Here is a 21,849-nt window from a genome sequence, read left to right on the forward strand (position 1 = left end):
ATTTGTGAAAATTTTTGATTTTCTTCTCATTTGATCTTTTAATGATTAATCAACAAAATTCAACAGTTTTAATAAATAGCAATCATTATAATTTTAAAACTTTCTTAACTCAGTTTTCAGTAAGCAATGCGTAAATTTGACTTCAAATAAATTTAAGAACAATGCTTAATTTCGAACTAAAAAATCCAACCAAAATACTTTTCGGAAAAGGTGAAATTGCTAAAATTTCAAAAGAAATTCCTGCAGATGCTAAAGTTTTAATGATTTACGGAGGCGGAAGCATCAAAAACAATGGTGTTTACGATCAGGTAAAAGAAGCTTTAAAAGGTCATGAAGTGCATGAATTCGGCGGCGTTCCTGCCAATCCTGAATATGAAGTATTAATTAATGCTTTAAGCTTTATCAAAGAAAATAATATTACTTTTCTCTTGGCTGTCGGAGGCGGATCTGTGATCGACGGAACGAAGTTTCTTTCCGCTGCTGCAAATTATGATGGAGAACCGTGGGAAATCCTTACCAAACCTGTAAGAACTTTTGAAGGGGAAGGAATGCCTTTCGGGACTGTTCTTACGCTTCCTGCAACCGGCTCTGAGATGAATTCGGGCTACGTTATTTCCAGAAGAGAAACCAACGAAAAATTGTCTTCGGGAGGTCCGGGATTATTTCCTCAATTCTCAGTTCTGGATCCGGAAGTGGTGAGATCGATTCCGCAAAGACAGATCGTTAACGGTTTAACGGATGCTTATACTCACGTTCTGGAACAATATATGACGGCTCCATCTTCGGCAGATCTTCAGGAAAGAATTGCAGAAAGTATTCTGATCAGTATACAGGAAACTGCTCCGAAAGTTCTGGCGGAGGAATTTGATTATGACGCAGCCGGAAATTTCATGTGGTGCTGTACAATGGCTCTTAACGGACTGATTCAGAAGGGTGTGATTACAGACTGGGCGGTTCACGCGATGGGACATGAACTTACGGCTTATTTCGGGATCGATCACGCAAGAACTTTAGCCATTATTGCACCATCGCATTACCGTTATAATTTTGAATCTAAGAAAGGAAAACTGGCTCAGTATGCGGAAAGAGTCTGGGGAATTAAGGACGGAACGGTGGAGGAAAAAGCGGAACTGGGAATCAAAAAACTGGAAGAATTTTTCCACAGCCTGAATATTGATACGAAGCTTTCTGAATATACGGAGGATTATAAAGGAACTGCTGAAAGAGTGGAAAAAACTTTTACTGAGAGAAACTGGCTTGGTTTGGGAGAATACAGAAAACTGACTCCTCAAGATGCGTCTAAAATTGTGGAAATGAGCTATTAAAAGCCGAAAGCTTCAGATCCGAAGAGGGAAGTTTATTGCTATGCTGTAAAAAATAAAACAGACAGGAATAAACTTTCACCTTACAACTTTTATTCCAATTTGCTTTTTCTATAATCAATCGTTTAAAAATCCTTAATTTCATTAGAGATATTTCAAATTTATTTATATTTTAGCATATTCTTAAATTTGTAAAAATGAAAAAACCATTACTTTTATTTGCCTTTTCAGCGTTAGCGCTTACTTCATGTAACGATGATGATATCCAGGGTTATGAAATGGATATGATGAAAGGTGATTGGAAGATCAGTAAAAAAGAAACGATATCAGGAAAAGACGATAAATTTGTAATTGATACGCATGTTCCAACAGGATGTTCCGTAAATGACAAACTGGAGTTCAGAACAGATTACTACACCTCGTTTACTACTTATGGAGGAACAGGAACAAACTGTAATGTAGTGGCAAAAGTAGAAGGAAAATATGAGTACAATTCTGAAACAAAGGATTTAACCGTTACCTACACCGGGAACAGTGCTGTGAAGTACAGAATTGTAGTTCTTACAAGCTCTGAAATGAGAATAAAGCAACTGTCCGGCAATATAGATCAAGACGGCGATACGATACCAGATGCAGAATACGTAACGTATAAAAGATAAAAAAGAAAACTCTCGAAAAATTCGGGAGTTTTTTCTTGAAAAGAAAATTTTAATATTCAACTAAAATTATTAAAACAATGAAGAAGATTTTTTCGGCATTTCTGATGCTGACTTTTGCCCTGTTTTTTGCACAGGAAAAACCGATGTTCTGGCAGGACATCCAAAATTTTAAGAAACTGAATCTGGAAAATCCTCCTGCTGAAAACGCAATTCTTTTAGTCGGAAGTTCGTCTTTTACGAAATGGACGGATGTTGCGAATTATTTTCCGGATAAAACCATCATCAACAGAGGTTTCGGAGGCTCAAGATTAACGGATCTGAATGATTATGCAGAGGATCTTTTAAATCCTTATCAACCCAAACAGATCATCATTTACTGTGGTGAGAACGATTTTGCCGACAACGATAAATTGAAAGCCGATGTTGTAGTGGAAAGATTTAAAACATTCTACAAAAAAATCCGTGCAAAATTCCCGAAAATTGAAGTAGATTATATTTCCATTAAATATTCTCCGAGCCGCGAAAAGCTGTGGCCACAAATGAAGGAAGCAAATAAAAAGATTGCCGATTTCATGAAAAAGCAGCCGAATGCAGCGTTTATTGATATCACAAAGGTAATGCAGGATGAAAACGGAAACGTAAGAAAAGACCTGTTTGTGGAAGATATGCTTCACATGACTCCGGAAGGCTACAGATTATGGACTTCTGTGATGAATCCTTATATGAAATAAAATGAGAGAATCTACCCGAAACCTTCCGATTTTTAAAAAAGCGCAGGAAATCTATGAAACTCTAAAAGTGATAACAGATTTATTTCCTGAGGATAATGATTATCTCCAGACACTGAAATCGCATCTTCTTGAAGACAGCATGATTATTCAGGCAAAAATATCCGGTGCGGAAGCCGTAAAACTGTATGACATTAAGATGGAAAATGCAGCGATCATAAGAAAAGCGGCAAGAAGCATTATGGTAAGCGGAAATACACTCGAAATGATGGGATTTACAGATGCAAAGTATTATACGATTATCAGAAATCTTACTGAAGAATTCAGGCTTTTATTCGTCGACTGGGTTTCCGGATTTAATCCTAAACATTTTATTGTTGATAATTGGGGGTTGTTTAATCCTCCGGGAATTTCGCATGATTATGTTCAGCGGGATGACGAACTGAATTTTCTTGATGAGGATGAAGAATAAAAAATGAGCTGTTTCAGTATTGGAGCAGCTTTTTTGTTGATGACGATTTTTATTGAAAGATTTTGTGTGAAAAGTTTTTTTTCTTTTCTTTGCAGCCTTAAAAATTAGTTTAAACCATGAAAAAAATCTTATTTCTTGCTATTTCAGCAGGTTTTCTTTTCACAGCCTGCAAAAGTGATGATGACGATGTATATGCATCTGTTGTAGGAGTCTGGAAGCCTTCCAGAGAAATGGCAGTTTCCGGAAAAAACGGAAGTACTATTTACAATGATCCTTCTTCAAGCTGCTACAAAAAAAGTACATTTGATTTTAAATCGAATAATACAATGGTAAGCAACATTTTTGATGAGGGAATGAGCGGAAATTGTGAAAATCTGGGAACAGACACTTCTTCTTATTCTTATGACCCACTAAACAAACAGATCGTTATAGATGGCGAAGCCAGTGAAGTTCTGAAGCTTACGAATAATGAAATGCATATTGTTTCGGATTACAGTGATGAAGACGGAGACGGAATCGATGATAAAATAGTTCTGGTTTTAACCCGATAAAAAGCAAACTCCCGAAAAATTCGGGAGTTTTTTTATTTCTTTCTTTTAGATTTAGAAATTGATTTCTGCTGCGCTCTGTTGGCTCCAAATTTTTTAGGAGCTTTTCTTTTGGAAGGTCCGCCCCAGTTTTCTTTGGTGTTTTTTGCTTTCTTTTCATGAAATGCACCTCCCCCGTCATTCAGTTTAACCTTCACAGGATTTTTCATGATAACGCTTTCCTCTTCCGAAGCAATCTTTTTAGGATTGATTTTAACTTCCTGAGGGAAATCGATGTATTTCAGTTCTTTATCCATCAATAATTCGATGTCAAGAGCTAAAGTTTCTTCTTTCTTGGTAACGAAAGTTATGGCTTTACCGTCTTTGTCTGCTCTACCCGTTCTACCGATTCTGTGAATATACTGCTCCGGAATATCGGGCGTTTCAAAATTGATAACGTGCGTAATGTCTGAAATATCCAGACCTCTCGCCATGACATCTGTTGTGATAAGACCTCTGATTTCTTCATTCTCAAAACGTTTCATCGCTTTTAGTCTGTAATTCTGCGATTTATTGGAGTGGATCACATCAAACTGTTCAGGAAAAAGCTCATCAATTTTTGTAAATAAAAGATCTGAATTCTTCTTATTATTGGTAAAAATCAAAACCTTAGACATATCGGCATCTGTTTTAAGCAAATACTCTAGTAAATTAATTTTAGTATTAAAATTTTCTACTTTATAAGCGGTCTGATCTATTTTTTCAAGCGGCGTTCCGGATTTTGCCAGTGATATTTCAACAGGACTGGCAAAATACTCATCCAGCATTTCATCTACAGCTTCCGTCATGGTAGCAGAAAAAAGAATATTCTGTCTTTTTTCTCTCATCATTTCAAAAATGTGCGTCAACTGTGGTCTGAAACCCAGATTCAGCATTTCATCGAACTCATCAATAATCAGTTTCTGAACTTCCTTTAAAGAAATGGCATTGTCGATCGCAAGGTCCATTACTCTTCCCGGAGTTCCCACCAGAATATCGCAGCCATCATTAAACAATAATTTTTGGGTGTTGATGTTTTTTCCACCGTAAATCCCTATCACTCTTGCAGTAATATTTTCCGTTAATTTCTCAACAATTTCAGCTACCTGAACCACCAATTCTCTTGTAGGAACTAAAATAACAACCGTAGGATTTCCTGTTTTATTGTATTTCCAGGTTTTAAGAACAGGTAATAGATACGCCAGTGTTTTTCCGGTTCCCGTCTGTGCAATTCCCATCACATCACGCCCGGAAAGTATCGGTTTAATACTTTTTTCCTGAATCGGAGTAGGTTCAAATAAATTAAGATCCGCTAAAACATCAAGAATTTTAACCGGAAGGTCAAAATCTGCAAAAGTGAGTTTTTCCATTTTGCAAAGATAGAGAATTAATTTTTGAGAAAAATAAACCTAAACTTTCATCCTTAAATTATTTGTACAGCGGTATTATCTTCTAATAAATTTAAAAGCCATATCTCTTCCGTAACCCTGCATAATAGCAAGATTGATCCATGAGAGCGCAAATTTTTCCAACAATTCTACTTTGTCCGACTTGCCAAAATCTATACAGGAAGCGAAACCACAATCTAAAGCCAGTTTTTTGGCAGTTTCTTTTGCTTTCTCGCTGTCTCCCGCCATAAACATATCGATTCCTTCACCATCATATATCGGATCAAGCATATTTTCAAAACCTGTGGTGTTAAAACATTTTACGATTTCCGCATTGGTTTTATCTGCCAAAGCGTGATATACTGTTTTATAAGGTTCCGGAGATTTCATTACGGCATTGGTAGCATCAATAATGACTTTTCCCGAAACATCGCCTAACTGTTCGATCACTTCAAAAATGGCAGTCGGAGGTGTTGCGATAAGAATTACTTCACACTGCTTCACCGCATTTTCGATCACAGCAAAACGATCTTCTCCAATTTTTGTTGCAAGGGAAATATTTTTTTCACTTAAAGGAAACTGAGCTCCTATCAAAACATTATGCCCCGCTTTTATCCACTGTTGAGCCAAAGCTCCACCTACATTTCCGGAGCCGATAATTGCAATATTCATACTTTTAATTTAACGTGAAATTTACGGTAATTTTTGCATTCAGCAGTTTAGAAACCGGACAATTGGCTTCTGCATCTTTTACAAGCTCCTCAAATTTCTCAGCTTCAATTCCGGAAACTTTTGCTGCCAAAGTAATGTTAGACTGAGTGATGCTTCCGTCTTCCAGAACGATTTCACAATCAGTTTTCAATTCATCTGCCGAAAAACCTGCAGCTTGCAAATTAAACGCCAGTTTCATACTGAAGCAACCGGCATGAGCTGCAGCAATCAGTTCTTCAGGATTCGTTCCGATTCCGTCTGCAAAACGGGAATTAAAACCATATTGGGTTTCGTTTAAAACTGTACTTTGCGTGGTAAGGTTTCCTTTTCCGTCTTTTCCGGTTCCGCTCCACACTGCGGTTGATTTTCTTTTGATCTGCATACTATTTTATTTAATCAATCTTAAACTTTAATAATTATTTACTTAAAAACTCTACAACTAATTCTGCCGCAGCCGCTCCCGAATTCTGCTGTTGTCCGGTAATTAAATTCCCGTCCTGAATAGCGTATGAACTAAACGGAGCCGCAACTTTAAATGTTGTTTCCTGTAATTTTCTAGCTTCTTCTTCTATTCTGTAAGGCTGAATTTTCATTCCGACCGCCTGATCTGCAAATTCTTCTTCAGCGTCAGCAAAACCGGTCCATGTTTTTCCTTTTACAAGCAATTCACCGTTTGATTTTTTAGCTTCCAATAATAAGGTTGTTGAATGGCAAACCGCTGCGCTCGGCTTTCCGCTTTCATAGAAACTCACAAATAATTGTTCCAAATCTTTATTTCCTCTGAAAGTATACATCGGTCCCTGTCCGCCAACCAAGAAAACAGCATCATAGTTTTTTGCATCAACTTCGGTTAGTTTTTTTGTATTTTCAAGCATTGCTTTAAAGTCAGGTTGCTGCATATATCCTAAAGAAATTACATCGTGTGCAGAATAACCTCTTTCATCCAAAGGGTTGGAATAGCCATCCATTTCCAGTTTTCCGCCTTCTGTTGAAACCAGTTCCACTTCGTAACCTGCTTCCTGAAAAACTCTCAAAGGATGAGTTAATTCTGCTGCCCAGAAACCGATTGGCCAATTGGTTTGTTTACTCACACTTGGCGAACTTGCCACCATTAAAATTTTACCTTTTACGGGAGCACCGTGAAAATGAACATAGCTATTTACTTCTTTTACTTTTTCCATTTTTGTTTTTTTTTTGATTTTAAAATTTTTAATTTTGATGAAACAAAGATAATTCTGAGTAAGAAAGAAAATGAATAATGGCTATCTTTGTAAGGAACTCACAAAAATGTAAGTATGCCTGATTTTGTATCGGATAAACACCTTTTTCACAATCCTGTAGAATTTGCCATGAGCAAAATAGGCGGAACCTACAAAATGCCTATTCTCTGGCGTCTGAAAGATAAAGCATGGCGTTACTCGGAATTAGCCAACAGTATTCCTCATATTTCAGACAGGATGCTTTCTAAAAATTTAAAAGAATTGCTGGAAGACGGTTTTATTTCCAAAGAAATATTTCCGGAAGTTCCCCCCAGAACAGAATACAACATTACTAAACGCGGTAAAAAAGCTGTAGAAATTATTTCAATTTTAAGAAATTACGGATTTGAACTGATGAAAGACTTTGGCATTGAAGAAAAATAATTTAAGTCCGTTACTTCATTTAAAGCAGCGCTATAATTTTGTCAGCTTCCCGAATTCCGCTTAAGTAAGCACCGTGAGCGGTTGAAAAATAATCTGCTTCCGTATGTTCTCCGGCAAAGAAAAGTCTGTCGTTTACCTCTTCTGCCAAATCATCGAAATGAGACATTTCTGTACCGACTGCCGTATAGGAATAGGAACCGAAAGAATTTTCATTGTTCTGCCATTTGGTACGAAGCAAATTTAACGGATTCGGAATGCTGTTTCCGTAAATATCTTTCAGATGAGTCATAATTTCTGAGATAATCTGAGAATCAGACATTGTTTCCGTCTGTCTTGCATAATCTGCGTATGCAAAAGTCATTAACGCATTTACATTCAAATGGAACTTTTTTACATTCACAAAATAATTGAATTTATCCCTTGTTTCCGGTGTGTAGGAAATATACTGAACATCATCCCAGAAAGCAGTGTTCCATGTTAAAAGAAATTTATTGACACAGTTCATTCCGACTTTTTGAATGGCGTTTTGCTTCGCAGCCGGAAGTGAAGGAAGAAATTCAATTTTATTGGCTTTTAAAACACCCAGCGGAACACTTACAATTACATAATCTGCTTCCGAAACAATTCCGTTATGGGTTATCTTCATTTTGGTATTGCTGTAATCTATTTTGGTGACTCTTTCGTTAAATTTAACATTAAGTCCGGAAGCTAAGAAATTGGCAATCGTATCATAGCCATTGGTTGCTATTTTTTCTGCCCCTCCGAATTCTTCTCCTTCATCATACAGCAATGATGAAACTTTATCCAGATCTCCTCTGTCAAAGGTAAAATAAGTAGAAAGGAAAAATTTCCATAACCTGTCGTTGAATTTAGCCGGATATAAGTTTTGGAAAACGGTCTGAAAGCTTTGCGCAGAGTTACCGTTATTTTTTAAAGCAGCAAGAATATTGTAATATTCGGTTTCTGTATTGTCAAATACAGTATCGCTACGCAGAATTCCGCCAATATCATAGGATTTTCTGCTGTCATCAAGCGTTTCAAAAGTCTGCATTCCTGCCTGTTGAGCCAGAGTTGTTATCGGATTTCCATTGATTCCGTGAATCCAGCTTGCTCCCTCATCAAAAGCAATACCCAGACTTCGGTTGGTTCTCAGTCTGCCTCCCACTTTTTCCTGTGCTTCCAAAACCGTCACCTCAAAGCCTTTTTCTTTCAATTTTTTGGCTGCAGCAAGACCTGAAATTCCCGCACCAATAACGATGACAGATTTTCCGTTAGGATCATCAGCTTCATCCTCAGAAGAAGCGCATGAGTTAGCCAGTAAAGAAGGCGCTAAAAATATCAGGGGAAAACCTGCTAAAGTATTCTTAATAAATTTTCTGCGTTGCATTTGTATTTTTTTTTTGAAAAACAAATATATTCAATTTTAAATCTGTTTTTCACAGTAGCACGTCAAAAATTTTAATAAGCTCTGAATAATTTTTCAGTTTTGAAATTACTTCCTCGTTACCCTCAGTAAAATAACAATTACCAGAAATATTGAAAAGATAAATCCTAAAACTGCCACCAAAGACAATTCTCCGATTCTTGGCCCCGATTCAGAGGAAAACACAATAGCCGTTGCAATGATATTTGCGCCTAAAACCATTGCCAGAATAAGATTGATAATGCTCGATTTTATCAGTTGATTCGTCTTTTCTATATTTTTGATTTCACTGGAAACAGTGAATTTGTTTTCGTCTAATTTCTGTAAAACGGAACGCAGCTCTTTGGGAATTTCGTCTACATTATCTGTAAACATGAGCATTCTGTCCATTCCTGTTTTTACAATATTTTTCGGACTTATTTTTTTGGTAAATATTTTTTTGGTGTAAGGATGAAGGCTTTTTACAACATCCAGATCCGGATTTATGGTTCTTCCCACTCCTTCAATTAGGCTGATTCCTTTAAATAAAAGATAAAAATAATCCGGCATCTGAAGACGGTTGTCTTTCAGCACATCTTTCATTTTATTGATGATGACCTGTGCATTAATTTCTTTCAGAGAGGTGCTGTGAACGAAATTCAGAATATCTTCCACATCATTTTCAAATCTTCTTTCATCCGGAATCTCATAACTGATCGCCATTTTTTTCAGGAATCTGACAATTTTATGTGGATTTTTAGCAACAAAACTTACAATAAGATTTTCAAGGACTTCTTTATCATTCGGCGGAATTTTCCCGACCGCACCGAAATCGATAAAAACCACTTTTCCATCTTTTTTCAGCAAAATATTTCCCGCGTGAGGATCTGCGTGGAAAAATCCATAATCTAAAATCTGGGAAACAAAAAGTCTGAGACCCGTTTCGGAAATGTTCACGGGATCGATATTGTATTGTAAAAGAGTTGCTGTATCCGTTACTTTAATTCCGTCAATAAACTCCATACAGAGTACATTATTGTTGGAAAATTCTTCGTATACTTTCGGCACATAGGTTTCTTTGCTGTTTTTAAAATTTCTTCTGAACTGCAGGATGTTTTCCTTTTCATTAATTAGGGAAACTTCTTCGAGCAAAGATTTTTCAAACGTGGAAATTGCCTGTTTCAGGTTGAGCTTCTCTCCTATTTCGGAATAGGAAGAAACCAGCTTTTCCAGATCTTTGATGAGCAGTAAATCGTCCTCAATTACAGACTGAACATCCGCTTTTTTAATTTTCAGGATAACCTCTGTTCCATCGATTAATGTTGCTCTGTAAACCTGCGCAATAGATGCAGTTGCCAAAGGAAGTTTCTGAACCTGAGCAAAATGATCTTTTACCGAAATACTGAATTCGTTTTCCAATATTTCTTCCACATTCATTTCCACGGTTTCCACTTTATCCTGAAGCTTCTGCAGTTCCTGAAGAAGTTCCGGCGGAAGAAGATCTTCCCTGTTGCTGAAGGACTGTCCGAGCTTCACAAAAGTAGGTCCCAGTTCTTCCAAAACCAGCCGGATTCTTTCGTAAACAGTTCCTTTTGAAACTACTTCGTCGGAATTGGAGGGAATTTCGTCTTTAGTTCCGCCATTCATTCTTGCCAACATATCTTTAAAACCGTATTTGCTTAATACGGAAATTAATCTGGCAGATCTCTTTAATTTTCTTTGCTGTTTATCGAACATATTCTGAAATGTAGTTGCAATTTAGTTCAAAAATTGTTCCTATTGATAATAATTAATTTTCTATTTTAAATCGCTTTTTTTATAATTTGCCTTTCAATTTGTCATTCTAATCGAAGTGCAGAAGGTTAAAGAATCTATATTAAACGCAAAGATCTCGAAGATTTTATTTAAAATGATTGAAAATATTTTTCGTTCGCAAAAGTGTTTTACTTAGCAAATGATAGCAGTGTAATGCTAATTTTTCTTATTGCAAATTTTTGAATTAAATTTCATTAAATACGATTTGTCATCCTGAATGAAGCGCAGCGGGTTGAAGAATCTATTTTCTAAACCAAAGATCGCGAAGATTTTATTTAAAAGGATTGAAATATTTTTCGTTCGCAAAGGGTATTTGACTACTTCGAATCCTCAATAAACAAATGATAATAAAGCTGTTTAATTTTTTCAATTTATTTCAATCTGGTTTGTCTTTCAGAAGGAATCTAAACGTAGTATTAGAAATATAATATTGAAAGATTTGATCTTAGATTTCTATGGAATGATCTGTGTTAAAAAGCAAATTATTTAGCACAAATTTTCTATGTACTTTTCTTTCCTATTGCAAAAGCTTGTTTAAGAAGTTTGTAGGCAAGTGCAATTTTTGCCACTCTTTCCGCTTTTCCATTGTTCATTAATCTTTCATACATTTCTTTACATTTTTTATTCCAGCGTTTTGCAGACCAGCTACATAGATACAAAAGCTTTTTTATACTTATCTATCCTATATACAGGCTTCGTACATATGATTTGTTCAAACTTGGTAGTAAAAGAGTAAAGGGACTAACATTTTGAACGGTCTTTAATGACTAATGATAACCTTATTCTTTCCTAAAATTAATACTTTGCAAACATAGAATGACAGAGGAATTTAACCACAAAAGATGATGATAAAGCCAAACTTCAGAATAATAAAAGTTCTCAAAAGAATAAAAATCAGAGATTTTTAAAAACTATTGTGTGCTTTTTCTATTATGATTGTTAACTTTAATTAAGCATAAAAATCTTTTGTGGTTTTTGTGGTTTAAAAAGTATGTGTATTTAATCTTTAAAGCTTTCATTTTCAAGAGATTATTCATTGCATATTGCTTCGCAAAATTTCATTCTGAATACCAAAAAAATTAAAAAACATTTAATAAAATCCGTTACTTTTTACCTCTAATTTTCCGGTTTTTCTATTGATTTTAATGAAAAAAGATTCTTTAGTTTCAGAACCATTTTTAGATTTTGAAAGGTATAACGATATGTGCTGATTGTCAATTTTATAAGAACTTCCTAGTTGATTGGCGCTGTCAACCGTATATCCGAAAGTATTGGCAATTAAAATAGCTTCCGGAAGATTGTCTACAAATCCGATAAAATTCCTTAGCTGCTGTTCGTTTGAAAAGTATTTCGACTGGCTTTTTTCACAGGCTAAAATATAGGAATAGCAATTTTCGCCGAGACATTTCTGAAAAAATCCTTTTTCCGGTGCAGGATCATTCAACGTCATCAGATCAGGCATCTGGTTTTCGTAAATAATGGCTTTATCAGGATCGGGATTATTTCTGAGAACGCTCCAGTATTCGTATTTTTTATCCGGAACGATAAAAGGGTAGAGCAGTTCTGTATTGTCGAGGATTTCCGGAATTTTTTTGAAGTCTGCAGGAACGGTTTTCTGGCTGAACAGCCAACCTGAGCAAAGCAGTAAAACCGGAAATAATACTTTCATTCTTTTGTTTTTGCAAATGTAGCGAACAGAAATTTACTGAAAAATAATTTTGTAGTAGCCGTTCTCGTCTTTCACATCAATTCCAATGCCAGTAAACGTGAGTTTGTTGATCTGAAAACCATCGCAGCCACCTTTAAATTCTGATGATTGGATCGTAAAAGTGAAATTTTTAATATTGGAAGTAAACGTATAATTTTTCGTTCCGTTGTAAGCGCCCACATTTTCCAGAATAACCATATCATCATTGGTTTTCGTAAGCTGAATATTAGTCTGGTTTTCTTCTTTCACCGAATAATTGGTAAGCGTTCCGTCCGTTATTAGATTCACATCGTTGGAATCCACAAATTTAAAAGCAATCGGTTGTGGCGCATTGTAGCAATCTTCACCGCAGGCGGAGAAAAGGAGAAGGGGAAGTAAAAATAGGAGTATTTTTTTCATGGGATTCAGATTGGTGTTAAATGTAAAATTACAAATTTATATTAAACCTGAGTTGTTATATCGCGATCTGAATATTTTTAAAACCTGAGAAAGCTGATAATCTGTAATATCAAAATCATCAATATTAATCTCTATCTTTTCGTCACCATGAAAAAAGTACAGATAATTAATTTCGGGTTTATAATCATGTTTGGATTCTCGGCTTACCAAACGTTTTACGATAATTTTTTCAAGCTGAATTTCATTCCATAAACAAGTAGGATTGTTTTCAATTTGAATACCTTTTCCATTAACAGAAATCATAACTTTTGATATTTTCTTAATTTCTACAATTATTTTTAAAATAAAATATCCGGTGAATGCAATCAGCAAGGCTAGTACAAATATGGTGATGAAATTCATTTTAAATTTTATTGATGAAATAAAAAGAATTCCCAGCATCATAAAAATACTGTAAGTAGCAATTGCAATTATTCTTCCTGAACGGGAATATTTAACAATAATTTCATCAGGAAGTGTATTTTCATTGTATTCAATTTTGTCGCTTTTGTGGATATTATATTCTTTGTAAATAAAAACACCATTAATAAATGCACCAATAAAAAATATAATGGAAAGGATAAAAAGGTATTGAAGAAGATATACTCCAATTATCAATGCTAAAACTCCTAGTATTGAGTAAAAAATGATTCCGAATTTCATTTAAGTTCTAAATTTTTAATTTTAAAAAGTTTAAATTTTTAATTGTAGTCCATTCGAACTTGTAATTATTCTTTAGTGAAAGCTCTTCTCCATATGGCTTTGTTGTTGAATATTTTAAAATTTTGCCGGCTTGATATTCTTTTTGATGTCTAAAATCAAAATCTGCAGTATCGTCTGAATATGTATCCTGATAACAATAATGTTTATGATCTGTTGCTAAAATAAAATAACAGATATCAATATCATTGTCCTTATAGTCTTCTAAATTTTTTAAATCTTGGAAAACATCATATCTGTTATTCGGTTCTCTATGATTTGATTTTTTGAAAAATTTTAATTCGATAGCTGCTTTTACTTCTTCACCATTACTTTGATAACGTATGAATAAATCTATTCGAGCCTTTTTAGTTTTACTTTTAAATGAATCTTCTTTCAATTTAAATGGAGTTTCAAATTCGAGATAAAATTTATCTTCCAGATCAAACTCATATAAATTTCCTAAAGTTTTAAGAATATGACCGAATTCTAATTGAAAAGAAGCTTCATTAAGAGCTTTTAAACTACCATGACCTAATTTTTTGATTAAAATTTCATATGATAGTTCAATTATTTCGTACAATATATCTTTTGTTGATAATTCTAAGGACGTTTGTTAATATTTTAGTCAACAAAATATTCATAATTTTAATCATTTTTAAATAAAACACCATTTGAATTCCACTCAAAATCCCCTACATTTGTTATATGATACACGACCAACGCGCAGAAAAATTCAGGCAGATCGTGGAAAATAAGTTCCAGATCTACAATTCATTGTTTATGAGCCTGCCTTATGATAAAATGACGAATATCGGGATGCTGCTTCCGTTCCTTTGTGAAGAAAGCAAAATCGGCTATGAAGCAGGAAAAACGCCTGAAGAAATCGTTGAAGAATTCTTTAAAAACCATACCGATCTGCAGACTGAAGAACAGAAAACAGAACTGCTTTTCAAAATTATCCAATATATTGAAAGACAGGTGGTTTTGTTTGATAGTATTGAAGATGCGGCATTTCCGAACCTGCATTCCGAAAGTGATAACGGAACGGTAACCAATATGTATGAACGTTCGCTTCAGGATCATAAATTAGAAAAAGTGCGTGAAAAACTGAAAGATTTTGCCATTAAAATCGTGTTTACGGCGCACCCGACACAGTTTTATCCGAATTCTGTACAGAGAATTCTTCACGATCTCAGAAATGCCATTACAACCGATTCTATCACAAATATCGATATGCTTTTGCAGCAGTTGGGAAAAACACCGTTCGTCAATAAAGAAAAACCAACTCCAATTGATGAAGCGTTGAGTATTATTTATTATCTGAGATATGTGTATTACGATACCATCGGAGAACTTTTCACAAAAATAAAAACAACATTTGAAAATGATCATTTTCATCTCCATGAAGATCTGATCCAGCTTGGTTTCTGGCCGGGAGGAGACCGCGACGGAAATCCTTTTGTAACGGCAGAAGTCACGAAAAGAGTATCAGAAGAACTGCATACTGCAATTTTAAAAGCTTATTACAACAACTTGAAATCGGTTCGAAGAAGATTAAGCTTTAGAGGCGTTTCAGAAGTTTTAACAAAACTGAGCAACGAACTGTATTCCGCGATTTTCAGAAATGAAAAAATTACGGCAGATGATATTATCAAAAGACTGGAAGAAGCCGAAAAAATCCTCGTGGAACAGCACAATTCATTGTTCCTTGATCAGTTGGTGAATTTCAAAGACCGTGTGAAGATTTTCGGGACGCATTTTGCGACTCTGGATGTTCGGCAGGACAGCAGAATTCATCAGAAAGTGATTGATGAGGTTTTTGCTAAAGTATTCGGAGCCAATGATGCTACGCACGAAGAAAAATTCAATAAGTTAATTCAGGTTACTGAAAAAGTAAATCCGGATGATTTTGAAGATATTGTAAAAGATACTTTGCTCACCGTTTCCCAAATTTCAGAAATCCAGCAACTGAACGGATTGAGAGGTATGAACCGTTATATTATTTCCAATTCCGATGCGGTAAAAGATGTGATGAATGTGTATGCGTTTTTTAAAGTCTGCGGTTATCAGGAAGAAGAAATCAATATGGATATCGTTCCGCTTTTCGAAACAATGGAAGGTCTTGCCAACGCAGAGAATGTAATGAACGAATTGTATCAGAACCCTGTTTATAAAAAGCATCTGGAAAAAAGAGGAAATCAGCAGACGATTATGCTGGGTTTCTCGGACGGAACGAAAGATGGCGGTTACCTGAAAGCCAACTGGGAAATTTATAAAGCCAAAGAAGTGTTAACGAAACTTTCCGAGCAAAACGGAATTAAAGTCGTGTTCTTCGACGGTCGAGGAGGACCTCCCGCAAGAGGAGGCGGAAAAACCCACGATTTCTATGCTTCACAGGGAAAAACCATTGCCAATAATAAAATTGAATTAACGATTCAGGGACAGACGATTACGAGTATTTTCGGAAATAAAGAACAGGCAAAATACAACTTCGAACAGCTTCTGACTGCCGGAGTGGAAAATGATGTTTTCAAAAATTCAAAAAAAGAATTAACCGAAAAAGAAAGGGCGTTAATCATCGAACTGGCTGAAATCAGTTATAAAAAATATTCAGATCTGAAAGCACATCCGATGTTTGTACCCTACCTGCAGGAAATGAGTACGCTCGAATATTACGGAAAAACAAATATCGGAAGCCGTCCGTCGAAAAGAGGAGGCGGAAGTGAGCTTAAATTTGAAGATTTAAGAGCGATTCCTTTTGTTGGATCATGGTCGCAGTTAAAACAGAATGTTCCCGGATTCTTCGGATTTGGTTTTGCGATGCAGCAATTGAAAGAACAGGGGAGATTTGATGAAGTAAAAGAATTGTACAGAGGTTCGGATTTCTTTAAAACGTTGGTTTTAAACTCGATGATGAGTATGAATAAGACCTATTTTCCTTTGACGTATTACATTAAAAACAACCCGAAATTCGGTGCATTCTGGAATGTTCTGTTTGATGAATACAATCTTTCCAAAAATATCATGCTGGAATTAACAGGCTTTAAAATGCTTCAGGAAGAAGATCCGCTTTCCAGAAAATCGGTGAAAATCCGCGAGAGAATCGTTTTGCCTTTGTTGAGCATTCAGCAATATGCATTAATGAAAATTCAGAAAGGAGAAGGCGATCTGGAAGCATATGGCAAACTGGTGACGCGTTCTTTATTCGGAAATATTAATGCGAGCAGAAATTCGGCTTAATAATAAATAATCCGTGTGTCATTCTGAATGCAGTGAAACGGAATGAAGAATCTATAAACATTTTGCTTAGATTTTACTGAATGATGATTTGCAATTAGACATCAGGCTTCGGCTTCGCTCAGCCTTCGGGAATAATAAGAAAACCTCTCATTGCGAGAGGTTTTTCAGTTTATTCTTTTATAAATTTTTCATAATAAATTTTATCCTTCGTCTGGATTTTCAGGTAATAAACGCCTTTTGCAAAATCTTCGACTTTTATAGATTTTTGATTATTGGTTTTTGTAATGAATCTTCCTAAGTTATCGTAAACTTCCAAAGATAAAACATCACTTTCTGAAGCCACATTCAGAATGTTTTTAACAGGATTCGGGAAAATGGCAATACTGTTTTTCTTTACGAGCTCCGAAGTGCTTAAAACGTTATTGTAAAGACCTCCGAAATTTAAAATTCCAAATCCCATCTGATCGGTATGATTGGGATAAAGCGATGCATTCTGTCTTAATTTATCCCTCATTAAATCTCTGTTCATTGCCGGGAAAGCCTGAATCAGACAGGCAACACCTCCCGCTGCAATCGGAGTGGCAATGGATGTTCCGCTGACCAAAATTGTCGAATTGTTATTGGTAACACTGGTTGCGGTGGTTCCTCTTGCACTGGCATCGGGTTTTATAACCCCCGCAGAATTCGGACCGAAAGATGAGAACGTGGAAGAAGCTCCTGAAGAATCTACGGCTCCGATGGTAAAGACTTTTGCATTATCCGCCGGAGTTAGAATATAATGCCATGTTTGAGCTCCTGAATTTCCTGCGGCAAATAATGTGAAAATTCCTTTGTTAACAGCTATTTCGGCTCCTCTTGCAATAAAGGAAGTGGTTCCGTTCAGGTTGGCGTAAGTGTAGTTGTATTTCGGATCATCAAAAGTACCATAACCTAAAGATGTTGTAATCATATCAACGCCTTTTCGGTCGGCTTCTTCAGCAGCTTCAATCCAGTACAGCTCTTCTTCTGGAATTTCGATTGCTGCATTTTCACTTCGGTACAGATAAAAATCCGCATCCGGAGCGGAACCTACAAAAGTATCCTGAACATATCCTCCGATTGCGCCCAAAATAGCAGAACCGTGATTATTAAGCGAAGTATTGTAAATGTCTGTGCCTTTGGTTACAAAATCATATCCGCCTTTGATGTGTCCGTTGGTCCATAATCTTGAAAAAGCAGAACCTGTATTTACATAAGGAAATCCTGTATCAATCACGGCAATGGTAACTCCGGTTCCTGTGTATCCTGCCAAATGAAGCGGACGGAGATTGATCTGGTCGATCTGTGCGGAACCTGAACCATAGTCAAAAGTGGTTAAATTTTTATTAGCGGGATCTGTTGGATTATCCCACTTATTCTGATGGCTTAATTTTGTTCCTCCGGAAGAATTTCTGGCAAAACTTTCTACAGACTGTACATAATTCTGCGCCTGAAGCGTGGCAATCTGAGCCGGAGTTGCATTTACGGCAACCCCATTCAGCCATTTTGAGTAATCGGTTACGGTGAACCCTAAATTCTGAATATTGGTAATATAAGTCTGTTCTATCGGAGCATCCTGATCATTGAGTGCAATTCCTAACGAAGTACGGCGGTTAAGGGATTTTTGGGATAATTCAGACAACGGATTTGCGTAAAAAGCAGCCTTGTTCGGTTTGTCCTTAAAAAATACAAAAACAAGCGATGTCTGTGCAAAACTGACAGAGTAACCGGCTAAAAGACAAAAAAGTAAAGTTTTTTTCATGTATTTATTTTGTATAAAGATAAAACAAAATCAATAAAATTTTTGAAGGGATTTTAAATTCCTTATTTTTACAGAAATATTTATTTATGAAAAAGATTCAAATGGTTGACTTACAAAGTCAGTATTACAAAATAAAGAATGAAGTAGATAATGCAGTTTTAAATGTAATGGATTCAGCGGCTTTCATTAACGGTCCTGAAGTAAAGTCTTTCCAGAATGAATTAGAGTCTTATTTGGACGTAAAACATGTTATTCCTTGTGCAAACGGTACAGATGCACTTCAGATTGCTTTAATGGGTCTTGATCTGAAGGAGGGTGATGAGATTATTACAGCAGATTTTACTTTTGCGGCAACGGTGGAAGTTATTCATTTGCTTAAACTTAAATCGGTTTTAGTGGATGTGGATTATGATACTTTTACCATTTCAACGGAGGCGATTAAAAAAGCCATTACGCCAAAAACAAAAGCGATTATTCCGGTACATATTTTCGGACAGTGTTCGAATATGGAAGAAATTCTAAAGATTGCTGAAGAGCATAATTTATATGTTATTGAAGACAACGCACAGGCAATCGGTTCCGAATTCACTTTTTCGGACGGAACTGTAAAAAAAGCAGGAACCATGTCTACGGTTGGAACGACTTCTTTCTTTCCATCTAAAAATTTAGGATGCTATGGAGACGGAGGAGCAATTTTCACGAATAATGATGATTTAGCGCACCGTTTGAGAGGAATTGTAAACCACGGAATGTACCAAAGATATTATCATGATGAGGTTGGCGTAAATTCAAGATTAGACAGTGTTCAGGCTGCTATTTTAAGAAAAAAACTTCCGCATCTGGATAATTACAACGAAGCAAGAAGCAGAGCAGCAGATTATTATGATGAAGCTTTTGCCGGACATGAACATATTTTAACTCCAAAGAGAGCTGATTATTCTACTCATGTTTTCCACCAGTATACTTTAAGAATTCTGAACGGAAAACGTAATGATTTGCAAAAATTCTTAGCTGAAAAGGAAATTCCGGCAATGATCTATTATCCGGTGGCTTTAAGAAAGCAAAAAGCCTATTTTCAGGAAAGTAACGATGCCGATTTTGTGAATACAGATAAATTATTAGATCAGGTAATTTCTCTTCCGATGCACACGGAACTGGATGATGAGCAGCTGAAGTATATTACGGATGCGGTGTTGGAGTTTATGGGAGAATAAGATAAATGCAAAAGAAGGTTTTTAAATATAAATTTGTTTACTGGCTGGCCATTTTATTAAGCGTAATTTTTATGATTTCGTTCGGAATAGCAAGTTTTAGTAGAATAATAACAAATTCATTCAATGATTTGAATGATATTTTGTTTTCTATTACGACATTTTCTATATTTATTTTGTCAATTATTTCATCGGTCTCACTAATTCTGAAAAACAAAAGTTCAGTAATTATTTTATCAAGTTTGTTAGTTTCAATTACAATTACACTTTCATTAGGAATTCTAATATCTTTTTTTATATTTAAAGACTTTGGTATAAATAAATCAGATTATATAATTGCATTTTGTATGTATTTACTACTATTTGGACTCTTGTATATAATTCAAAGATTTAAATATAAAGATCAAAATTATGAAAGTATAGAACTCATCGGGACACAAAATGATTAAACACAACAATTAAAAAATGGCAATACTCGTAACAGGAGGTTTAGGATATATCGGTTCCCATACGGTGGTGGAACTTTTAAATAACAATTTTGAGGTTGTTATTGTGGATGATCTATCGCATTCCGAGAGATTTATATTAAAAAATATTGAAGAAATTACAGGGAAGAAACCTGTTTTTTATCCTTTCGATTTAAAAAGAAAAGAACTTTTAACGCAGGTTTTTGATGCTCATGAAATTGAAGGGTGTATCAACTTTGCGGCATTTAAAGCGGTGGGTGAAAGTCAGGTAAAACCTGTTGATTACTATGAGAACAATTTATTTTCATTAATCAATATTCTGCAGGAATTTAAAGAAAGAGGAATCTCAAACTTTATTTTCAGTTCTTCCTGCACGGTTTACGGACAGGCGGATGAAATGCCGATCCATGAAAATACTCCGTTAAAAATGCCTGAAAGCGTTTATGGAAAGACAAAACAGATGGGAGAGGAGATCCTGATTGATTTTGCAAAAGCATATCACCGCAAAATTTCTTTATTAAGATATTTCAATCCAATCGGAGCGCATCCTTCAGCAAAAATCGGGGAGTTACCTATTGGAGTTCCGAATAATTTAGTACCTTACGTGATGCAAACTGCGGCAGGAATTCGCGAGAAGTTGAGTGTTTGGGGAAATGATTATCCTACCGAAGACGGAACAGCAGTTCGTGATTATATTTATATTGTAGATTTGGCTAAAGCCCATGTTGCAGCATTGAAAAAATTAATGGCAGACGATTCTGATCATGCTGTGATTGATATTTTTAATTTAGGAACAGGAAAAGGTTCATCGGTTCTGGAAGTAGTAAAAGCTTTCGAAACAGCAAATGACGTGAAAGTTCCTTACCAGATCTGCGACAGAAGAGAAGGAGATATTACAATTGCTTATGCAAACGTAGATAAAGCCCAGAAAGAGCTTAACTGGAAGTCTGAAACATCTTTAGAAGAAGCATTACGGACAGTTTGGCAGTGGCAGAAATATTTAGAAACAAGAAACACTTAACAATTTGTACAAAAAAGAAGATATTTATATGAAAACACAAAGAATAGGCATCACGTTTTCGTCATTCGATCTGCTTCACGCAGGGCATATTAAAATGCTTGAAGAAGCAAAAACCGTATGTGACTACCTTATTGTAGGTTTGCAGATTGATCCCTCTCACGATCGTCCAACCAAAAATAAACCGACTCAGACTATCGTAGAAAGATATATTCAGTTAAAAGCAGTAAATGCTGTTGATGAGATTATTCCATATTACACAGAGGAAGATCTTCTGGATATTTTAAAATCTTTTGTAATTGATGTGAGAATTATCGGGGACGATTATCTTAACAGAGATTTCACCGGTAAAAAATACTGTGAAGAAAAAGGAATTGAGATTTTTTACAACAAAAGAGATCACAGGTTTTCTTCCAGCGATTTAAGAAAAAGAATTTACGAAGCCGAACTTCAGAAACTGGAAAAAGCAGAAGCTGCAAAATAAGGCATAATACTGAAAAATAGTTGGTAGAATCCTATCAAAAACTCATTGTTAGGCTGTTTGGAGGAAGTTTTATGAAACGTGTTTCATAAAACTTT

The 21,849-nt window shown here is 35.5% G+C and carries 21 protein-coding genes; 10 read left to right on the forward strand and 11 right to left on the reverse strand.

Annotated elements, in window-relative coordinates:
- Window positions 1-161 precede the first annotated feature (161 nt).
- The 5 genes from DD829_RS19255 to DD829_RS19275 all read left to right on the forward strand — a co-directional run bounded on the left by DD829_RS19255 (window position 162) and on the right by DD829_RS19275 (window position 3,732).
- Window positions 162-1,325, forward strand: coding sequence for an iron-containing alcohol dehydrogenase (locus tag DD829_RS19255; RefSeq protein WP_108410238.1), 1,164 nt, complete (start codon window positions 162-164; stop codon window positions 1,323-1,325).
- Window positions 1,326-1,519: 194 nt separating this feature from the next.
- Complete coding sequence (locus DD829_RS19260) at window positions 1,520-1,981, forward strand: lipocalin family protein (protein WP_076393510.1); 462 nt, start codon at window positions 1,520-1,522, stop codon at window positions 1,979-1,981.
- A gap of 77 nt (window positions 1,982-2,058) precedes the next feature.
- On the forward strand, window positions 2,059-2,712 hold the full coding sequence (locus DD829_RS19265; protein WP_108410239.1) for a GDSL-type esterase/lipase family protein: 654 nt from the start codon (window positions 2,059-2,061) through the stop codon (window positions 2,710-2,712).
- 1 nt (window position 2,713) lies between these two features.
- On the forward strand, window positions 2,714-3,181 hold the full coding sequence (locus DD829_RS19270) for a hypothetical protein (protein ID WP_076393506.1): 468 nt from the start codon (window positions 2,714-2,716) through the stop codon (window positions 3,179-3,181).
- Window positions 3,182-3,297: 116 nt separating this feature from the next.
- Window positions 3,298-3,732 carry a lipocalin family protein gene (locus DD829_RS19275; protein WP_108410240.1) on the forward strand — a complete coding sequence of 145 codons (435 nt, stop codon included), beginning with the start codon at window positions 3,298-3,300 and terminating at the stop codon, window positions 3,730-3,732.
- A 32-nt stretch (window positions 3,733-3,764) separates the two neighbouring features.
- Here the strand turns inward: DD829_RS19275 and DD829_RS19280 are convergent, their stop codons facing one another.
- The 4 genes from DD829_RS19280 to DD829_RS19295 all read right to left on the reverse strand — a co-directional run bounded on the left by DD829_RS19280 (window position 3,765) and on the right by DD829_RS19295 (window position 7,027).
- On the reverse strand, window positions 3,765-5,117 hold the full coding sequence (locus DD829_RS19280; RefSeq protein WP_108410241.1) for a DEAD/DEAH box helicase: 1,353 nt from the start codon (window positions 5,115-5,117) through the stop codon (window positions 3,765-3,767).
- A 75-nt stretch (window positions 5,118-5,192) separates the two neighbouring features.
- Entirely contained in the window at window positions 5,193-5,807 is a 615-nt protein-coding gene (locus DD829_RS19285; protein ID WP_108410242.1) for an NADPH-dependent F420 reductase, read from the reverse strand.
- A 4-nt stretch (window positions 5,808-5,811) separates the two neighbouring features.
- The gene (locus DD829_RS19290; RefSeq protein ID WP_214591061.1) at window positions 5,812-6,222 is read right to left on the reverse strand and encodes an OsmC family protein; all 411 of its coding nucleotides are present in this window, start codon (window positions 6,220-6,222) and stop codon (window positions 5,812-5,814) included.
- A 40-nt stretch (window positions 6,223-6,262) separates the two neighbouring features.
- Window positions 6,263-7,027 (reverse strand): type 1 glutamine amidotransferase domain-containing protein, encoded by a 765-nt coding sequence (locus tag DD829_RS19295; protein ID WP_108410243.1) that lies wholly within the window; start codon window positions 7,025-7,027, stop codon window positions 6,263-6,265.
- A 114-nt stretch (window positions 7,028-7,141) separates the two neighbouring features.
- On the opposite strand from DD829_RS19295, the gene DD829_RS19300 reads away from it, so the two are divergent.
- On the forward strand, window positions 7,142-7,489 hold the full coding sequence (locus DD829_RS19300; protein ID WP_108411437.1) for a winged helix-turn-helix transcriptional regulator: 348 nt from the start codon (window positions 7,142-7,144) through the stop codon (window positions 7,487-7,489).
- 19 nt (window positions 7,490-7,508) lie between these two features.
- On the opposite strand, the gene DD829_RS19305 is transcribed toward DD829_RS19300, so the two are convergent.
- The 6 genes from DD829_RS19305 to DD829_RS19330 form a co-directional block, all read right to left on the reverse strand.
- A complete protein-coding gene (locus tag DD829_RS19305; protein WP_116548068.1) occupies window positions 7,509-8,876 on the reverse strand; it encodes a flavin monoamine oxidase family protein in 1,368 nt (455 codons plus the stop codon).
- A gap of 105 nt (window positions 8,877-8,981) precedes the next feature.
- On the reverse strand, window positions 8,982-10,628 hold the full coding sequence (locus DD829_RS19310; RefSeq protein ID WP_116548069.1) for an ABC1 kinase family protein: 1,647 nt from the start codon (window positions 10,626-10,628) through the stop codon (window positions 8,982-8,984).
- Between the two features lie 1,168 nt (window positions 10,629-11,796).
- A complete protein-coding gene (locus DD829_RS19315) occupies window positions 11,797-12,375 on the reverse strand; it encodes a hypothetical protein (RefSeq protein WP_108411373.1) in 579 nt (192 codons plus the stop codon).
- Between the two features lie 33 nt (window positions 12,376-12,408).
- Window positions 12,409-12,813, reverse strand: coding sequence for a hypothetical protein (locus DD829_RS19320; protein WP_087710837.1), 405 nt, complete (start codon window positions 12,811-12,813; stop codon window positions 12,409-12,411).
- A 36-nt stretch (window positions 12,814-12,849) separates the two neighbouring features.
- Window positions 12,850-13,515, reverse strand: coding sequence for a hypothetical protein (locus DD829_RS19325; RefSeq protein WP_116548070.1), 666 nt, complete (start codon window positions 13,513-13,515; stop codon window positions 12,850-12,852).
- Between the two features lie 7 nt (window positions 13,516-13,522).
- Window positions 13,523-14,134, reverse strand: a complete 612-nt coding sequence (locus DD829_RS19330) for a hypothetical protein (protein ID WP_228408247.1) — start codon at window positions 14,132-14,134, stop codon at window positions 13,523-13,525.
- Window positions 14,135-14,259: 125 nt separating this feature from the next.
- On the opposite strand from DD829_RS19330, the gene DD829_RS19335 reads away from it, so the two are divergent.
- A complete protein-coding gene (locus DD829_RS19335) occupies window positions 14,260-16,794 on the forward strand; it encodes a phosphoenolpyruvate carboxylase (RefSeq protein WP_108410942.1) in 2,535 nt (844 codons plus the stop codon).
- A gap of 169 nt (window positions 16,795-16,963) precedes the next feature.
- Here DD829_RS19335 and DD829_RS19340 read toward each other — a convergent pair whose 3' ends face one another.
- Window positions 16,964-18,574: a S8/S53 family peptidase gene (locus tag DD829_RS19340; RefSeq protein ID WP_116548072.1), complete on the reverse strand. Its 1,611-nt coding sequence runs from the start codon at window positions 18,572-18,574 to the stop codon at window positions 16,964-16,966.
- A gap of 86 nt (window positions 18,575-18,660) precedes the next feature.
- Here DD829_RS19340 and DD829_RS19345 point away from each other — a divergent pair, with 86 nt between their 5' ends.
- The 3 genes from DD829_RS19345 to DD829_RS19360 all read left to right on the forward strand — a co-directional run bounded on the left by DD829_RS19345 (window position 18,661) and on the right by DD829_RS19360 (window position 21,754).
- Window positions 18,661-19,788, forward strand: a complete 1,128-nt coding sequence (locus tag DD829_RS19345; protein ID WP_116548073.1) for a DegT/DnrJ/EryC1/StrS family aminotransferase — start codon at window positions 18,661-18,663, stop codon at window positions 19,786-19,788.
- Window positions 19,789-20,250: 462 nt separating this feature from the next.
- Window positions 20,251-21,273: a UDP-glucose 4-epimerase GalE gene (galE, locus tag DD829_RS19355; protein ID WP_108411696.1), complete on the forward strand. Its 1,023-nt coding sequence runs from the start codon at window positions 20,251-20,253 to the stop codon at window positions 21,271-21,273.
- A gap of 28 nt (window positions 21,274-21,301) precedes the next feature.
- Window positions 21,302-21,754, forward strand: coding sequence for an adenylyltransferase/cytidyltransferase family protein (locus DD829_RS19360; RefSeq protein WP_108411695.1), 453 nt, complete (start codon window positions 21,302-21,304; stop codon window positions 21,752-21,754).
- The last annotated feature ends 95 nt before the right edge of the window (window positions 21,755-21,849 follow it).

Origin of the sequence: Chryseobacterium sp. HMWF035, from assembly GCF_003094695.1 — a bacterium.
Classification (GTDB): domain Bacteria; phylum Bacteroidota; class Bacteroidia; order Flavobacteriales; family Weeksellaceae; genus Chryseobacterium; species Chryseobacterium gambrini.

Excerpts from the sequence above, each read along its gene's own strand:
- DD829_RS19255 (WP_108410238.1), top strand. The coding sequence starts at position 162 with ATGCTTAATTTCGAACTAAAAAATCCAACCAAAATACTTTTCGGAAAA.
- DD829_RS19260 (WP_076393510.1), top strand. The coding sequence starts at position 1,520 with ATGAAAAAACCATTACTTTTATTTGCCTTTTCAGCGTTAGCGCTTACT.
- DD829_RS19265 (WP_108410239.1), top strand. The coding sequence starts at position 2,059 with ATGAAGAAGATTTTTTCGGCATTTCTGATGCTGACTTTTGCCCTGTTT.
- DD829_RS19270 (WP_076393506.1), top strand. The coding sequence starts at position 2,714 with ATGAGAGAATCTACCCGAAACCTTCCGATTTTTAAAAAAGCGCAGGAA.
- DD829_RS19275 (WP_108410240.1), top strand. The coding sequence starts at position 3,298 with ATGAAAAAAATCTTATTTCTTGCTATTTCAGCAGGTTTTCTTTTCACA.
- DD829_RS19280 (WP_108410241.1), bottom strand. The coding sequence starts at position 5,117 with ATGGAAAAACTCACTTTTGCAGATTTTGACCTTCCGGTTAAAATTCTT.
- DD829_RS19285 (WP_108410242.1), bottom strand. The coding sequence starts at position 5,807 with ATGAATATTGCAATTATCGGCTCCGGAAATGTAGGTGGAGCTTTGGCT.
- DD829_RS19295 (WP_108410243.1), bottom strand. The coding sequence starts at position 7,027 with ATGGAAAAAGTAAAAGAAGTAAATAGCTATGTTCATTTTCACGGTGCT.
- DD829_RS19300 (WP_108411437.1), top strand. The coding sequence starts at position 7,142 with ATGCCTGATTTTGTATCGGATAAACACCTTTTTCACAATCCTGTAGAA.
- DD829_RS19305 (WP_116548068.1), bottom strand. The coding sequence starts at position 8,876 with ATGCAACGCAGAAAATTTATTAAGAATACTTTAGCAGGTTTTCCCCTG.
- DD829_RS19310 (WP_116548069.1), bottom strand. The coding sequence starts at position 10,628 with ATGTTCGATAAACAGCAAAGAAAATTAAAGAGATCTGCCAGATTAATT.
- DD829_RS19315 (WP_108411373.1), bottom strand. The coding sequence starts at position 12,375 with ATGAAAGTATTATTTCCGGTTTTACTGCTTTGCTCAGGTTGGCTGTTC.
- DD829_RS19320 (WP_087710837.1), bottom strand. The coding sequence starts at position 12,813 with ATGAAAAAAATACTCCTATTTTTACTTCCCCTTCTCCTTTTCTCCGCC.
- DD829_RS19325 (WP_116548070.1), bottom strand. The coding sequence starts at position 13,515 with ATGAAATTCGGAATCATTTTTTACTCAATACTAGGAGTTTTAGCATTG.
- DD829_RS19335 (WP_108410942.1), top strand. The coding sequence starts at position 14,260 with ATGATACACGACCAACGCGCAGAAAAATTCAGGCAGATCGTGGAAAAT.
- DD829_RS19340 (WP_116548072.1), bottom strand. The coding sequence starts at position 18,574 with ATGAAAAAAACTTTACTTTTTTGTCTTTTAGCCGGTTACTCTGTCAGT.
- DD829_RS19345 (WP_116548073.1), top strand. The coding sequence starts at position 18,661 with ATGAAAAAGATTCAAATGGTTGACTTACAAAGTCAGTATTACAAAATA.
- galE (WP_108411696.1), top strand. The coding sequence starts at position 20,251 with ATGGCAATACTCGTAACAGGAGGTTTAGGATATATCGGTTCCCATACG.
- DD829_RS19360 (WP_108411695.1), top strand. The coding sequence starts at position 21,302 with ATGAAAACACAAAGAATAGGCATCACGTTTTCGTCATTCGATCTGCTT.